Source organism: Dactylosporangium sp. CA-152071 (assembly GCF_050936335.1).
In the GTDB taxonomy this organism is placed as follows: Bacteria; Actinomycetota; Actinomycetes; order Mycobacteriales; family Micromonosporaceae; genus Dactylosporangium; species Dactylosporangium maewongense.
Map to the genome: position 1 here is coordinate 309,120 of NZ_JBNJMZ010000002.1, position 14,347 is coordinate 323,466.

Annotated in this window: 18 protein-coding genes; 12 read left to right on the forward strand and 6 right to left on the reverse strand. The window is 73.1% G+C overall.

The features are described 5' to 3' along the window. Nucleotides 1-410: 410 nt before the first annotated feature. Nucleotides 411-1,565: a sensor histidine kinase gene (locus ACQEVZ_RS41475; RefSeq protein WP_433377925.1), complete on the reverse strand. Its 1,155-nt coding sequence runs from the start codon at nucleotides 1,563-1,565 to the stop codon at nucleotides 411-413. 74 nt (nucleotides 1,566-1,639) lie between these two features. Between ACQEVZ_RS41475 and ACQEVZ_RS41480 the strand changes: the two genes are divergently transcribed. The 10 genes from ACQEVZ_RS41480 (at nucleotide 1,640) to ACQEVZ_RS41525 (ending at nucleotide 9,268) form a co-directional block, all read left to right on the forward strand. Then, on the forward strand, nucleotides 1,640-2,224 hold the full coding sequence (locus tag ACQEVZ_RS41480) for a hypothetical protein (protein ID WP_433377928.1): 585 nt from the start codon (nucleotides 1,640-1,642) through the stop codon (nucleotides 2,222-2,224). Nucleotides 2,225-2,233: 9 nt separating this feature from the next. Further along, a complete protein-coding gene (locus ACQEVZ_RS41485) occupies nucleotides 2,234-2,995 on the forward strand; it encodes a DeoR/GlpR family DNA-binding transcription regulator (protein WP_363395972.1) in 762 nt (253 codons plus the stop codon). Then, entirely contained in the window at nucleotides 2,992-3,945 is a 954-nt protein-coding gene (gene pfkB, locus ACQEVZ_RS41490; protein WP_433377931.1) for a 1-phosphofructokinase, read from the forward strand. The genes ACQEVZ_RS41485 and pfkB overlap by 4 nt, the downstream gene beginning before the upstream one ends. A gap of 11 nt (nucleotides 3,946-3,956) precedes the next feature. Then, nucleotides 3,957-5,105: a mannitol-specific PTS transporter subunit IIC gene (gene mtlA, locus ACQEVZ_RS41495; protein WP_433377934.1), complete on the forward strand. Its 1,149-nt coding sequence runs from the start codon at nucleotides 3,957-3,959 to the stop codon at nucleotides 5,103-5,105. 3 nt (nucleotides 5,106-5,108) lie between these two features. Beyond that, nucleotides 5,109-5,417, forward strand: coding sequence for a PTS lactose transporter subunit IIB (locus tag ACQEVZ_RS41500; protein WP_360560557.1), 309 nt, complete (start codon nucleotides 5,109-5,111; stop codon nucleotides 5,415-5,417). Nucleotides 5,418-5,493: 76 nt separating this feature from the next. Beyond that, nucleotides 5,494-5,919, forward strand: a complete 426-nt coding sequence (locus ACQEVZ_RS41505) for a PTS sugar transporter subunit IIA (protein ID WP_433386029.1) — start codon at nucleotides 5,494-5,496, stop codon at nucleotides 5,917-5,919. Next, the gene (locus ACQEVZ_RS41510) at nucleotides 5,916-6,956 is read left to right on the forward strand and encodes a zinc-dependent dehydrogenase (RefSeq protein ID WP_363395960.1); all 1,041 of its coding nucleotides are present in this window, start codon (nucleotides 5,916-5,918) and stop codon (nucleotides 6,954-6,956) included. The genes ACQEVZ_RS41505 and ACQEVZ_RS41510 overlap by 4 nt, the downstream gene beginning before the upstream one ends. Nucleotides 6,957-6,966: 10 nt before the next feature. Beyond that, complete coding sequence (locus ACQEVZ_RS41515; protein WP_344507684.1) at nucleotides 6,967-7,242, forward strand: HPr family phosphocarrier protein; 276 nt, start codon at nucleotides 6,967-6,969, stop codon at nucleotides 7,240-7,242. Then, nucleotides 7,235-8,863 (forward strand): phosphoenolpyruvate--protein phosphotransferase, encoded by a 1,629-nt coding sequence (gene ptsP / locus ACQEVZ_RS41520; protein ID WP_433377939.1) that lies wholly within the window; start codon nucleotides 7,235-7,237, stop codon nucleotides 8,861-8,863. Before ACQEVZ_RS41515 ends, ptsP begins: the two co-directional genes overlap by 8 nt. A 204-nt stretch (nucleotides 8,864-9,067) precedes the next feature. Continuing rightward, nucleotides 9,068-9,268 (forward strand): hypothetical protein, encoded by a 201-nt coding sequence (locus ACQEVZ_RS41525; RefSeq protein ID WP_344507688.1) that lies wholly within the window; start codon nucleotides 9,068-9,070, stop codon nucleotides 9,266-9,268. A 30-nt stretch (nucleotides 9,269-9,298) separates the two neighbouring features. Here the strand turns inward: ACQEVZ_RS41525 and ACQEVZ_RS41530 are convergent, their stop codons facing one another. Beyond that, nucleotides 9,299-10,171, reverse strand: coding sequence for a sigma-70 family RNA polymerase sigma factor (locus ACQEVZ_RS41530; protein WP_433377942.1), 873 nt, complete (start codon nucleotides 10,169-10,171; stop codon nucleotides 9,299-9,301). Nucleotides 10,172-10,264: 93 nt separating this feature from the next. On the opposite strand from ACQEVZ_RS41530, the gene ACQEVZ_RS41535 reads away from it, so the two are divergent. Further along, the gene (locus tag ACQEVZ_RS41535) at nucleotides 10,265-10,678 is read left to right on the forward strand and encodes a VOC family protein (RefSeq protein WP_433377945.1); all 414 of its coding nucleotides are present in this window, start codon (nucleotides 10,265-10,267) and stop codon (nucleotides 10,676-10,678) included. Between the two features lie 25 nt (nucleotides 10,679-10,703). Here the strand turns inward: ACQEVZ_RS41535 and ACQEVZ_RS41540 are convergent, their stop codons facing one another. The 4 genes from ACQEVZ_RS41540 to ACQEVZ_RS41555 form a co-directional block, all read right to left on the reverse strand. Continuing rightward, nucleotides 10,704-11,108, reverse strand: a complete 405-nt coding sequence (locus ACQEVZ_RS41540; RefSeq protein WP_433377948.1) for a Uma2 family endonuclease — start codon at nucleotides 11,106-11,108, stop codon at nucleotides 10,704-10,706. A gap of 115 nt (nucleotides 11,109-11,223) precedes the next feature. After that, nucleotides 11,224-11,988 (reverse strand): CHASE3 domain-containing protein, encoded by a 765-nt coding sequence (locus ACQEVZ_RS41545; RefSeq protein WP_433377951.1) that lies wholly within the window; start codon nucleotides 11,986-11,988, stop codon nucleotides 11,224-11,226. Nucleotides 11,989-12,059: 71 nt separating this feature from the next. Continuing rightward, the gene (locus tag ACQEVZ_RS41550) at nucleotides 12,060-13,259 is read right to left on the reverse strand and encodes a serine/threonine-protein kinase (RefSeq protein ID WP_433377954.1); all 1,200 of its coding nucleotides are present in this window, start codon (nucleotides 13,257-13,259) and stop codon (nucleotides 12,060-12,062) included. A 38-nt stretch (nucleotides 13,260-13,297) separates the two neighbouring features. Further along, complete coding sequence (locus ACQEVZ_RS41555; RefSeq protein WP_433377957.1) at nucleotides 13,298-13,639, reverse strand: MmcQ/YjbR family DNA-binding protein; 342 nt, start codon at nucleotides 13,637-13,639, stop codon at nucleotides 13,298-13,300. A gap of 60 nt (nucleotides 13,640-13,699) precedes the next feature. On the opposite strand from ACQEVZ_RS41555, the gene ACQEVZ_RS41560 reads away from it, so the two are divergent. Next, nucleotides 13,700-14,203, forward strand: coding sequence for a DinB family protein (locus ACQEVZ_RS41560; protein ID WP_344507699.1), 504 nt, complete (start codon nucleotides 13,700-13,702; stop codon nucleotides 14,201-14,203). Nucleotides 14,204-14,347: the final 144 nt, after the last annotated feature.

A 14,347-nucleotide genomic window follows, 5' to 3' on the forward strand; every position in this document is an offset into this window, starting at 1 on the left:
AGAGAACCCACGACCGAATGACCGCAGAGCCCTGTCGTCGCCGCGCTGCCGGTGAGCGGCCGTGCCTGGTCATGGCATCACCTCGGCCGAGGTTCGGGCCCGGACCGGCTCGGCGCGGTGCTCTCGATGGGCGCCGGTCCCGTCCGGTGCTGGGCGGCTCACGGCGTCACCGGCGCCCATGTGTCCGTTGCCGAACCGATCCAGGAAGTGCTCCGAGCAGCTCGCGGCGAGACCCGCGTCGTGCGCCCACTGCCGAGCCGATCCAGGACGGCGCTCCGAACTGCTCATGGCGAAACCTGTGCCGTGCGTTTGCTGCCGGGCCGATCCAGGGCGGTGCTCCGGACTGCTCGTGGCGTCACCTGCGCCGTGCGTCCGCTGCCGGGACGACTCAGGGCGGTGCACTGGGCGGGTCATGCGTTCACCGTGCGGGGGAGGCGGGCGGAGACGAGCCAGCCGCCGGCGTGCGGGCCTGCGGACAGGGAGCCGCCGAGCAGCTCGGCGCGCTCGCGCATGCCGATGACGCCCGCCCCGGCGCCGGCCGCGTCGGCGTCCGCGGCGGGGCGGCCGTCGGGCTTGCCGGCCGGAGCGGCCGAAGGGGAGGCCACCGTGATGTCGACCGTGGACGGCAGGTAGGCGACCGACACGGACACCGGGCCGCCGGAGCCGTGCTTGAGGGCGTTGGTCAGGGACTCCTGCACGATGCGGTAGGCGGCCAGGTCCACCGAGGTCGGCAGGGCAGCCGGCTCGCCACGTACAGACACCGCAACGGCCAATCCGGAACGCCGTGCCCTCCCGGCGAGGTCCTCCAGGTCGGCCAGGCCTGCCGTGACGTCCTCGGCCGCCGACCCGCCCGCGGGGTCGCGGAGGAACCCGACCAGCTGGCGCATCTCGGCCAGGCCGCTGACGCTGTTCTCCCGGATGACGCGCAGCGCCTCGCGGGTGCGGTCGGGGCCGAGGTCGGTGCTGAGCGCCGCCGTGGCGTGGATGGCGACGGCGCTGAGGTGGTTGGCGATGACGTCGTGCAGCTCGCGGGCCATGCGGGCGCGCTCGGCGGCGACGGCGTTGGTCCGGTCGAGCTCGGTGAGGCGCACCAGCTGCCGCGCGACGAACGCCTGCTCCCGGTGGTGGCGCACGTGCGTGCCGGTGAGCACGGGCACGACGGTGACCAGGGCGAGGAGCACGGCGAGGCCGAGCGCCCGCACGTCGCGGAACACGACCAGGGCGACGACGGCGGTGATCACGGAGCCGGCGACGGAGCAGGCGAGCAGCGCGCGGGCGAGGGACTGCCGGCCGTGCACGCAGGCGTCGTAGAGGACCTGCGTGTAGACCAGCGGGGTCGCCAGGGACGGCCCGACGATCACGTCGGCGGTGACCGCGGCGGTGCCGACGAGGACCGACGCGACCGGAGCGGTGCGGCGCAGCAGGACGGCCCCGCAGCACACGACGAGGGGCGGCACGAGCCACCAGACGCCGAACCGCGCCTGATACTGCCCGGTGGCGAACATGAGGACGCCGACGGCCAGCCCGACCAAGGCCAGCACCACGTCCACCATCCGTCCCCGCATGCCTCGATTCCATCAAACAAGCGGCGCCGGCGGTATGCGACGAAGGATGTAGGCCCTGGGCCGTCTCAAGACCGATGCCATCGCGGCTGACTAGCGGAACGCTCAGGAGCATGGTCATCGGATTCATCATCGGTTGTGAGATCGCGTTCTGGATCGTGCTCGGTCTGGGGCTGCTGCTGCGGTACCCGTTGCGCCGCCCCACCGCCGGCGCCGTCGTGCTGGCGGGCGTGCCGCTGGTGGATCTCGCGCTGCTGGTCGCCTGCGCGGTCGACCTGCACAACGGCGCGACCGCCGGCTCGACGCACGCGCTCGCCGCGCTGTACCTCGGGTTCTCCCTCGCGTTCGCGCACACCGTGGTGCGCTGGGCGGACGTGCGGTTCGCGCACCGGTTCGCCGGTGGACCCGAGCCCGAGAAGCCGGCCAACCGGCGGGCGCACGAGTGGCGTTTGTTCGGCCTCGCGGCCATCGCATGGGCCGTGACCTGCGCATTACTCGCGGTTGGGATCTGGTGGATCGGCGACCCGGCGCGCACCGCCGCGCTGAAGAACGGCATGGGTCAGGTGTCGATGGTGCTCGTCATCTGGTTCGTTGTGGGCCCACTCTTGACTTCCAACACAAGCGGGCGTAAACAAAGCACAAGCAAAACGAAACGGCGGTGAAACAACACGATGTACGCCGAAGAACGGCAGCAGGAGATCCTCCGGATCGCCCGCGCGCAGGGCCGGGTCGAGGTCGCCGGCCTGGCCGACGAGCTCAACGTCACGACCGAGACGATCCGCCGCGACCTCACCATGCTGGAGCGGGCCGGCGTCCTGCGCCGGGTGCACGGCGGGGCGATCCCGGTCGAGCGGATCGGGTTCGAGCCCGCCCTGGCGACGCGCGACGCGGTCCTCATCGAGGAGAAGGAGCGCATCGCCAAGGTCGCGCTCGCCGAGGTGCCCGACGAGGGCGCCATCATCCTCGACGCCGGCACCACCACCGCCCGCCTGGCGCGGCTGCTGCCCGCCGACCGGGAGCTGACCGTCGTGGTCAACTCGCCGGTCATCGCCACCACCCTCGGGGTCCGCGCCAACCTCAACGTGCTGCTGCTCGGCGGCCGGGTCCGCGGCAAGACCCTCGCCACCGTCGACGACTGGTCGCTGCGGCCCCTCGCGGACCTCTACGTGGACGTGGCGTTCCTCGGCACGAACGGCATCTCCGTCGAGCGCGGCCTCACCACGCCCGACCCGGCCGAGGCGGCCGTCAAGCGGGCGATGATCCGGGCCGCCCGGCGCACCGTCCTGCTCGCCGACCACACCAAGCTCGGCAACGACTACCTGGCCCGGTTCGGCGAGCTCGCCGACCTGGACCTGCTCATCACCGACACCGTCGCCGACAACGACCTCGTCGGCGACCTGGAGGCCGCCGGCGTGAGGGTGACCCGGGCATGATCGTCACCGTCACGCTCAACCCGAGCCTCGACCGGGCCGTCGAGGTCGACGCGCTCACCCGCGGCGAGGTCATCCGTGCCACCGCCGCCCACCTCGACCCCGGCGGCAAGGGCGTCAACGTCTCCCGGGCGCTGCTCGCCAACGGCGTGCCGTCCGTCGCGGTGCTGCCGTGCGGCGGCGACGAGGGCGGGCAGCTCGTGCGACTGCTGAAGGCGGAAGGCGTCGAGGTCCTCGCCGTCCCGATCACCGGCAGGACCAGGTCCAACATCACCCTCGCCGAGCCCGACGGCACCGTCACCAAGGTCAACGAGCCCGGCCCGGCGATGTTCCGCGCCGAGTTCGACGAGATCACCGACCGCGTCCTGACCCGTGCCGGCAGCGCCGACTGGGTCGTGCTGTGCGGCAGCGTCCCCCCGGGCCTGCCGGCCGACGCGTACGCCCAGCTGTGCCGCCGGCTGCGGTCCGCCGGCATCCGCGTCGCCGTCGACACCAGCGGTCCCGCCCTGCGCGAGGCCGCCTCGGCCGGGGCGACCCTGCTCAAACCCAACCGCGACGAGCTCGCCGAGGTCGTCGGCGCGCCCCTCGCCGCCCTCGGCGACGTGGTCGAGGCCTGCCAGCAGCTGCGCGCGTGGGGCGCGGACGCTGTCGTCGCCAGCCTCGGCGCCGACGGTGCCGTCCTCGTCGACGCCGACGGGGTCGTCACCGGCACCTGCCCCGTCACACGCCCGCGCAGCACCGTCGGCGCCGGCGACGCCCTGCTCGCCGGGTTCCTCGCCGCCGGTGCCCGCGGCGCCGCCGCGCTCGCCGAAGGCCTCGCCTGGGGCGCCGCCGCGGTCAGCCTCCCCGGCAGCCGGATGCCCGGCCCCGCCGACCTGATCCGCCACAACGTCACCATCCACCCCCAACCGGACCAGCTCCGCCCCCTGCTGCGCTCCGGCCCGCCCTCCTGAAGGAGAACCCCGTGTCGACCTACACCCCGCAGGTCCAAGGCGGTGGCTTCAAGGCCTCCGTGCAACGCGTGGGCGGCTACCTGGCCGCCATGGTCATGCCCAACATCGGCGCGTTCATCGCCTGGGGGCTGATCACGGCACTGTTCATCCCGACCGGCTGGCTGCCCAACGAGAAGCTCGCCGGGCTCGTCGGCCCGATGATCAGCGTGCTGCTGCCCGTGCTCATCGGCTACACCGGCGGCCGGCTCGTCCACGGGCAGCGCGGCGCGGTCGTCGGCGCGGTCGCCACCATGGGCCTCGTCATCGGCGCCGACGTCCCGATGTTCCTCGGCGCGATGCTCATCGGCCCGCTGACGGCGTACCTGCTGAAGCTCTTCGACGGCCTGGTGGAGAACCGGATCCGGCCCGGCTTCGAGATGCTGGTCGACAACTTCAGCGCCGGCATCATCGGCGGCGCGATGGCCATCGGCGGCGTGTACGGCATCGGCCCGGTCGTCGAGTGGCTCACCAAGCGTGCCGGCTCCGGCGTGGACTGGCTCGTCGACAAGGACCTGCTGCCGCTTACGTCGGTGCTGGTCGAGCCGGCGAAGGTGCTGTTCCTCAACAACGCCATCAACCACGGCGTGCTCGGCCCGCTCGGCGTCGCCGAGGCCGCCGACAAGGGCAAGTCGATCCTGTTCATGATCGAGTCGAACCCCGGCCCGGGCCTCGGCCTGCTGCTCGCGTTCATGCTCTTCGGCCCCCGCGCCCTGCGGCCCAGCGTCCCGGCCGCGATCATCGTGCAGTTCCTCGGCGGCATCCACGAGATCTACTTCCCGTACGTGCTGATGAAGCCGAAGCTGATCCTCGCCATGATCGCCGGTGGCGCCGCGGGCGTCGGCACCTTCATGGTCACCGGTGCCGGGCTCGTCGCCACCCCCGCACCCGGCAGCATCTTCGCCTACATGGCGGTCACGCCGAAGGGCGGCTACGTCGCGGTCCTGCTCGGCATCGTCATCTCCGCCGCCGTCACCTTCGCCGTGGCCTCCGTCCTGATGGGCTTCGGCCGGGGCGAACCGCCCGCCGACGGGGTCGACGACGACACGGCCGCCGCCGCGGACGCCGCGGTCGTCGAAGAAGGACCCGCACGCACCACGACCACGGCCCGCCAGGAGGTTTAGCGCATGCCCACCATCAACGGCACCGCGATCAAGAAGGTCGTCGTCGCGTGCGACGCCGGCATGGGCAGCAGCGTCATGCTCGCCAGCACCCTGCGCCGGCAGCTGTCGAAGAGCGCCGTCACCGTCGAGCACACCCCGGTGAACCAGATCCCGGCCGACGCCGACGTGGTCATCTGCCACGCGGGCCTCGCCGCCCGGGCCCGGGTCAGCGCCCCCGACAAGGTGATCGTGCCCATCCAGGTGTTCATCGGCGACCCGGCGGTGACGAAGGTGGTCAATGCCGTCCAGCGCGGCGGTGAGCTCAGTGGCTGACCAGCCGACCCAACACGCTGACCAGTCGACCCGACACGCTAGCCGGCTGGCCGACCATGCCGACCAGCCGGCCGGCCTGCTGACCAGCGACGCGATCCGGCTCCACGAGCGGGCCGGATCGCGGGACGAGGCGATCCGTCGCTGCGGCGCGGTGCTCGTCGAGGTCGGCGCCGTCGGCGAGCAGTACGTCGACGCCATGCTCGCCCGTGAGCGGAGCGTCTCCACGTACATCGGCGAGGGCGTCGCCATCCCGCACGGCACGCTGAACAGCAAGGAGAACGTGCGCCGCGACGCCCTGGCGGTGCTGCGCTTCCCCGACGGCGTCGACTGGGACGGCAACGACGTGCGCGTCTGCGTCGCCATCGCCGCCGCCGGGGACGGCCACGTCGACATCCTGGCGTCCCTGGCCGAGGTGCTCATGGACCCCGATCAAGCCGAAGCGCTGCGGGACGCGACGGATGCCGGCTTCGTACAACGCCTTCTTACAAAGGAAAACCAGTGAAAGTCCTGACATTCCATGCCCCTGGCGACGTCCGCATCGAGGACGCGCCGGAGCCCACCCCGGGCCCCGCCGACGTGAAGATCCGCGTCCGGGCCTGCTCAACATGCGGCACCGATGTGAAGATCTACAACCATGGACACCACCACATCGTGCCGCCGCGGGTCATGGGCCACGAGATCGCCGGCGAGGTCGTCGAGGTCGGCGCCGACGTCACCGGGTGGCAGGCCGGCGACCGCGTCCAGGTCATCGCGGCGATCCCGTGCGGTCGCTGCGGCGAGTGCACGCGCGGCCACATGACCGTCTGCTCCAACCAGGTGTCGATGGGGTACCACTTCGACGGCGGCTTCGCCGAGTACATGGTGGTGCCGCGCAACGTGCTCGACGTCGACGGCCTCAACCGCATCCCCGACGGCGTCAGCTACGCCGAGGCCTCCGTCGCCGAACCGCTCGCCTGCGTCCTCAACGGCCAGAACCTCGCCCGCGTCGGCGACGGCGACGACGTGGTCGTCGTCGGCTCCGGCCCGATCGGCTGCCTGCACGTCCGGCTCGCCCGGGCGCGCGGCGCCAAGCGGGTCTTCCTGGTCGACCTCAACCGGGAGCGCCTCGACCTCGCCGCCGACCTCGTCCGCCCCGACGCGGCGATCTGCGGCGCCGAGACCGACGTGGTCGACGCCGTCATGAAGCTCACCGAGGGCCGCGGCGCCGACGTCGTCATCACCGCCGCCGCGTCCGGTGCCGCCCAGGAGCAGGCGCTGCAGATGACCGCCCGGCAGGGCAGGATCAGCTTCTTCGGCGGCCTGCCGAAGGACAAGCCGGTCGTCTCCGTCGATTCCAACGTCGTGCACTACCGGGAGCTCACGATCGTCGGCGCCAACGGCTCCAGCCCAGAGCACAACAAGGAGGCGCTGCGGCTCATCGCCTCCGGTGCCGTGCCCGTCGCCGACCTCATCACCCACCGCCTGCCCCTCGCCGACGCACTCGACGCCTTCGGCATCGTGGCCCGCGGCGAGGCGATCAAGGTCACCATCGAACCGTAGGAGGTGCTTGATGCCCACCCGGACCGTCCTCGTCGGCTCCGCCAGCGGCCTGCACGCGCGCCCCGCCGCGCTGTTCGTCGCCGCGGCCGCCAAACAGCCCGTGCCGGTCACCATCCGTACCGGCGAGAAGAAGGCCGTCCCGGCGCGCAGCATGCTCTCCGTGCTGTCGCTCGGGGCGAAGAAGGGCACCGAGGTGACCCTGGAGGCCGACGGCGACGGTGCGCAGGCCGCCGTCGACGCCCTGGCGGACCTCCTGGAGCGCGACCTGGACGCCGAAGATGGGTGAGCTGCAGGGCATCGGCGTCAGCCCCGGACGCGCCGCGGGGCCGGTCCACCGGCTGGCCCCGCCGCCGCCGCCGCCCGCGCCGGCCGTGATCGACGCCGACGCGGAACGCGCGCGGGCCCGCGACGCCGTCGCCGCCGTGTGCGCGGACCTGACCCGCCGCGCCGACCTGGCGAGCGACGCCACCGCCGCCGAGGTGCTGCGCGCGCAGGTGCTCATGGCCGGCGACGAGATGCTCCTCGAGGCGGTGGACGCCGCGGTCGGCGGCGGCGCGGACGCACCGCACGCGTTCGACGCCGCGCTCGCCGAGCACCGGGCGGCGTTCGAGGCGGCCGGGGGCTACCTCGCCGAACGCGTCAGCGACCTCGACGACATCCGCGACCGGCTGGTCGCCGCGTCCCTGGGGCTGCCGATGCCCGGGGTGCCGTCGCCCGGCCACCCGTTCATCCTGGTCGCCCGCGACCTGGCGCCCGCGGACACCGCCGGCCTCGACCCGGCCGTCGTGCTGGGTCTGATCACCGAGGAGGGCGGGCCGACCAGCCACACCGCGATCCTGGCCCGGACCCTGGGCATCCCCGCCGTGGTGCGCTGCGGTTCCATTCTGGAGATTTCGGATGGTGTACTGGTGAGCCTCGACGGCTCCAGTGGCGCCGTCGCGCCCGGCATCTCGGAACTGTCCGCGCAGGCGGTCAACGACGCGCAGCGGGAGCTGCTGGCGCGGCGCTCCGCGTCCACCGGCCCGGGCGCGACGTCCGACGGCCACCCAGTGGCGCTGCTGGCCAACATCGGCTCGGCTCGCGACCTTGCCCCCTCCGTGGAAGGCGTCGGGCTCTTCCGCACCGAGCTGCTGTACCTCGACCGCACCGAGCCGCCCGCGTTCGCCGAGCAGGTCGCCGCCTACCAGGAGGTGTTCGCCGCGCTGCCCGGCCGCAAGGTCGTCGTGCGGACCCTCGACGCCGGCGCCGACAAGCCGCTGCCGTTCCTGCGCCTTGCCGACGAACCCAACCCTGCGCTGGGCATCCGCGGCTTGCGGGTCGCCCGCACGATGCCGTCCGTCCTCGACACTCAGCTGTCCGCGATCGCCGCGGCCGCCGCGGCCACGTCCGCCGACGTCTGGGTCATGGCGCCGATGGTCGCCACGGCGGGGGAGGCCGCCGCGTTCGCGGTCTCGTGCCGCGAGCACGGGCTGCGCACCGCCGGCGTCATGATCGAGGTGCCCGCCGCGGCGCTGCGTGCGGGCGCCGTCCTGCGCGACGTCGACTTCCTCAGCATCGGGACCAACGACCTCAGCCAGTACACCTTCGCCGCCGACCGCATGTGCGGCGACCTCGCCGAACTGCTCGACCCGTGGCAGCCGGCGCTCATCTCGCTCATCGCCGCCTGCGCCGCCGCCGGCCGTGAAGCCGGCAAACCCGTCGGCGTCTGCGGCGAGTCGGCCGCCGACCCCGACTTCGCCCTGGTGCTCGTCGGTCTCGGCATCACGAGCCTGTCGATGGCGGCGCGCAGCATCCCGGCCGTGCGGGAGGCCCTGGCCGCCCACACGTACGACGAGTGCGTCCAGTTCGCCAAGGCCGCCCTCGCCGCCGACACCCCGACCGCCGCGCGGGCCGCCGTCCGCCCCTGACCTCCGGGCCGCCGACCTTGCTGCGGTCGGCGGCCTGGCTGCGGTCGGGGGCCTCGCTGTGGTCGGCGGCCTGGCTGCGGTCGGGGGCCTCGCTGCCGTCGGGGGCCCGCTGCGGTCGCCGGCCTCGCTCCGGTCAGCGGCCTTATGGAAGATCCACACGCCCGGCCGACACGGACGGTTGACAGGCATGAGATCGTTGCCAACGTGTTACTCGAACCGCTTGCAGAAGTCGAAGAGCTGACCGACCGAGGCGTCCTCCGGACGTTCCTGGCGCCGTGCCTGCTCGTCGCGGCCTCGGTCCTGACCCTCGCCGGGATCACCGTCGCCGCCGGCAACCGCCTGTCGGCCGCCCCGCCGCCGTGCACCAGGGTCACGTCCCAGCCGACGAAGTCGGCCTGCCCCTGACCGTGACCGCTGGTGCTGCCGGGTGGCGCCTCAGGTCCGTTCCTGGCCGGCGTCGCCGTCGGAGGACCTGCTCAGAAAGACGATGTCCAGGTCGCTGATCCGGTCGGGGTCGGTGACGATGGCGATGCCGGAGATCCGGCCGTCGGTGATGGTGAAGTCGAAGACGGCCTTCGGCAGGCCGCGGTGGGACCAGACGGCCGCCGGCACGCCGTCGACGAGCGCGAGCCGGGCCGCCTGCGCCCGTCCGGAGAAGATCGCGGCCACCGCGTGGGCGCCGGTGGCGTCGCCGGAGACGGCGTCCGGGTGCAGCAGCTCGAGCAGCGCGGCGAAGTCGCCGTTGCGGGAGGCGGCGAGGAACGCGTCGACGATCTCCCGCCGCCGGGACTGCGCGGCGTCCGACGCGGCCGCGGCGCCCTGCACCCGCCGCCGAGCCCGGCTGGCGAGCTGCCGCGAGGCCGCCGGCGACCGGTCGATGACGGGACCGATCTCGTCGAACGACACGGCGAACACGTCATGCAGCACGAACGCGAGCCGCTCCGCGGGCGTCAGCGTGTCCAGCACGACCATGAGCGCCACCCCGACCGAGTCGGCCAGCAGCGCCTCACCCTCGGGGTCCGCGGGTCGCACCGTGGCGGTCGCCGGCTCGGGCGGCAGCGCGCCGACCGGATCCTCGCGCCGGGCCTTGCGGGCCTCCAGCATGTTGAGGCACACCCTGGCGACGACCGTCGTCAGCCACCCGGCCGGGTTCTCCACCTGGCCGGTGTCCGCCCGGCTGACCCGCAGCCAGGCCTCCTGCACCGCGTCCTCGGCCTCGGCCGACGAGCCGAGCATCCTGAACGCCACCGAGTGCAGGCGGCTCTGGTGCTCGGCGAACCGCTCGCTCACCCAATCTTTCCCGATCATCCGTCACATTCCTCCGTCGCGGCCTGTCATAGGAGATGACCGGCGAACCAGGCCGGTTGTGACAGCACACCGTCGACGATCGGGAGACAACCCATGAAAGCGCACGTCAGCTCCATTCTGCTCGGAGTCCGCGACCTCGACCGCGCCACCCGGTTCTACACCGAGGGCCTCGGCTGGACCGTCAAGCACAACTACGGCGTGTCCGTGTTCTTCGAGCAGGACGGCGGCTCGCTGATCGGCTTCTACGGCCGCGAGGGCCTCGCCGACCAGGTCGGCACGAGCGCCGGCGGCAGCGGCTTCAGCGGCATGGTCCTCCAGTACATCGTCCGCAGCGAGGACCGGGTCGATGAGATCATCGCCGAGGCCGAGAAGGCCGGCGCCACGATCCTCAAGCCACCCGCCGCCCTGCAGTGGGGCGGCTACGGCGCCACCTTCGCCGACCTGGACGGCTACGTGTGGAGCCTCGCCTACAGCGCCCAGGGCAAGGACCAGCCCTACGCGGAGTAGCAACCCCGACGGCGGCGAGGTGCTTTCAGCGCGGCAGTGACGCGCTGTCGATCCTGAACGGAAACGGCTCCCGCACATCAAGCACCTCGTCGCCGCCGACGGCGACGTGTTCCACGTGGTGCTCGCCGGCGAGCCGGAGGAGCCGAAGCCGCAGCGGCTCCTGCTCCACCAGCAGATACCACTGGATGCCGGCGGCGGCGTAGAAGTGCAACTTCAGCAGCCGGTCGTTGCTGGCGTTGCTCGGCGAGACGATCTCCGCGATGAGCGCCACCTGGGCGGCGTCGAGCACCGAGCCCTTGCCGTCGGTGTCGGCAACCACGAAGTCAGCGATCACAATTCGGCCTGTCGCGAGCCTGACGTTGATCGCCTCGAGGAACAGCAGACCTGCCTTGACCGCCGCCGGATACAGCGTCATTCCGAGCACGACCATGACGCGCTCCTGTTGCGACTATATGCTTATGCGCATATGCGTAGCAAGTCCAGCGCTGCTCGGGTCCTCGTCCTGGTCGCCGCGGTGCCTGTCGGGTCCGTGGCGGCGCGGCGGGTCACAGGCGGTGAACGTGGTCCGGCAGGGCGCCGGCGATCCGACCTCCACCGGTCGGCATGTCAAGGTCATGCACGGCGGGCTCGCCGAACGGGGCGATGGTGGGTGGTTCGTCGAGGGGGTCGCGAGGCGTTCTCGGCGGCGGGGTGAGCAGCCGGCGGACGGAGCGGTAGACGCGCACCGCGATCAGCGCGGGCACCAGCGACAGCAGGGCGAGCGCCGCCTCGAGGACGCGGCCGGTTCGGCGGTACGCCGCCGTCGTGGTCTTCTGGGTGTCCTCGACCGCGGCGGTCACGGCCGTGTTCGCCGTGAGGATCGCGTCGAACAGGTCCTTGCCCCGGGCGCTGCGGTCCGCGTCGACGCCGGGGCGGCCGGCGGGCAGGGCGCTGATCGGCAGGGCCACCTGCGCCAGCCACCGCTGTGCGGCCTGGTCCTGGTCGCGGACGAGGACCCGGGTCCGGTCGTCGGGTGCGGCCCGCAGCGCCGCCGACCGGGCGACCGGGTAGTCCGCCGAGCCGGCGCGGAACGCCTCCAGGTAGGCCGGGTCGCCGGTCAGCTGGTACCTGAGCGCGGCGGTGTCGATGTCGGTGAGGTCCCGCAGCATCCGCTGGTTGGCCTGCCGCGCGTCGTCGAGGCCCCGCAGCCGCTCGTCGTGGACGCCGGTGAGGTAGTGGCCGGCGAGCAGCCGGGCGGCGCCGATGGACAGCAGCAGGAGGATGAGCCAGGTGAACTGCGGGCGCAACGTGGCCGCGATCGGTTTCCGCACCTGTGAACCCCCGCAGCCTCGCCCCCAAGCCCCTCCAACGCTAACGTGCCCGGGGCGGCGGCGCGGCCGATTCAGGGGCGCTCCGGGTCAGGCCGCGAAGGATCCGGCGAGCGGACGGAACAGCTCGAGCGGTAGTCCGGTGGCACGGTGCCAGTTGGCGTGGCGCCGTCCGCGCATGTGGCGGCGGTGGCCGTCGCGTCAACCTGCGCGCGGTCCACGAACTGGGCAGTCCCGTCGTCGCCGGTCGCCGCGACCAGACCGGCGACGCCACCGCCGACCAGCAGCAGCCCGAGCGCCGCCACCAGGATCCGGGCGACCGTCCGCCGCCGGTCGGCGTCCCTGCCGTTCACCCCGTGCGCGGTTCCGGCTCGTACCGGCGTCGGACCTGCCTCGGGATCGGCGGGCGCTGCCGGTACCGACGCCGCCGACGCCGGACCGGGCAGCCGCAACGTCGCCGTCGACGGGGCTGCCGGGGCCGGTGCCGAGGCGACCTCCGACAGCATCGCCCGCGCCTGATCGGCCGTGAGCCGCTCGGCCGGGTCGCGGCGCAGCAGCCCTTCGAGCACCTCCCGCAGCGGACCGGCCCGCTCGACCGGGTCCGGCGGCGCGGTGGCCAGGGCGTCGAGGACCTCGGCCGTCGTCCCGCGCGCGTACGGTGTCCGGCCCTCGACACACCAGTACACCGTGGCGCCGAGCGACCAGAGATCCGTCTCGACGCTGGAGACGCGGTCCCGCACCCGCTCCGGCGCGACGTAGGCGGGCGACGCGACCAGCGGCACCTCCGGCCCGTCGACCTCGTCGTGCGGCACCGCGATGCCGAAGTCGCCGAGCAGGACCCGCCCGTCGCCGGTGACCAGCACGTTCGGCGGTTTCACGTCGCGGTGCAGGACGCCCGCCCGGTGCGCCGCGGCGAGCCCGTCCAGCACGGCGAGCCCGACGCCCGCGGCGACGTCCGGTGCGAGGGGTCCGCCGGCGCGCACGACCTCCTCGAGGGAGCGGGACGGCACGTACTCCATGACGATCCACGGCCGGCCGCCGGTGAACAGCACGTCGTAGACCCGCACCACGTTGGGGTGCGCCAGCCGCGCCGCGGCCCGGCCCTCCGCGATCGTGCGCCCCCACAGGTCCGCCAGCCCCGGCAACGCCAGGACCTCCTTGACCGCGACGTCCCGTGCGAGGAGCTCGTCGCGGGCGAGCCACACGCGGCTCATCCCACCCGTGCCGATGACCTTGATCAGCCGGTACCGGCCGGCGACCGTCCCCGAATCCATGAACGTGGTTCGGAGCCGGCGCCCGCCCGGACGGGTCGCTACGCCGGCCGGTCCTTCTTCGGCAGCTTGGACACCACCCAGCGGTACGACTCGTCGACCGCCTCGAGGATCTCCTCGTCGGGGATGTTTCCGCCGACGGTCAGCGTGTTCCAGCCGGACTTGCCGATGTACGGCGAAGCGGCCGCGTCCTGCGGGAACCGCCGCAGCCACTCGTCGGCGGCCTCCCGCGTCGGCGCGCACTTCACGCCCACGGCCGTCCCGTTGCCGAGGAAGGCGAAGATCTTCGGCCCGACCTTGACGACGAGGTCGTCCTCCCACGGGGTGTCCTGCCACGCCCCGGGCTTGGCCATGCAGTGTGCGATCAGCTCGTCCCGCGTCACGCAGCGACCGTACCGGTTAACTCGGTCGGAAGTGTCGTACCTCGCTGTTACGGTGCGGGCGTGACGATTCGAGTGCCATATCTCGGCGATGAGAAGCAGAGTCTGCATGCCAGTCTCAACCGGCACCGCGACGTGGTGCTCTGGAAGCTCGACGGCCTCGACGACGAGCAGCTGCGCCGCCCGATGACCCCGTCGGGCAGCACGATGCTCGGCCTGGTCAAGCACCTCGCCGCGGTCGAGTATGGCTGGTTCTGCGACACGTTCGGCCGTGAGCACGAGCCGCTGCCCTTCCGCGACGACGACCCCGAGGCCGACCTGCGCGTCGAGCCGGGCGAGTCCACCGCCGACGTGCTCGCCTTCTATGCCCGCGCCCGCGCCACCTGCGACGCCGTCATCGACTCCTTAGACGTGGAGGCGACCGGCACCGCCTGGTATGGCGAGAAGGTCTCCCTCCGCTGGGTCCTCATCCACATGGTCGAGGAGGTGGCCCGCCACACCGGGCACCTGGACGTCATGCGCGAGCTCCTCGACGGCGCCACCGGCGACCACCGCCCGGACGAGTAGCAGGGACGCCGGCGGCGCGGCGGTGGACGGTTGGCGGCCGGGCACGGCGGCAGAAGGGCCGGCGGGTGCCGGTCGGGGAGCGGCGCGCTGGCGTCCCGGCGCCGGTGGCCCGCGGTATGCGGGGCCGGCGGCCCGCGGTCGGTG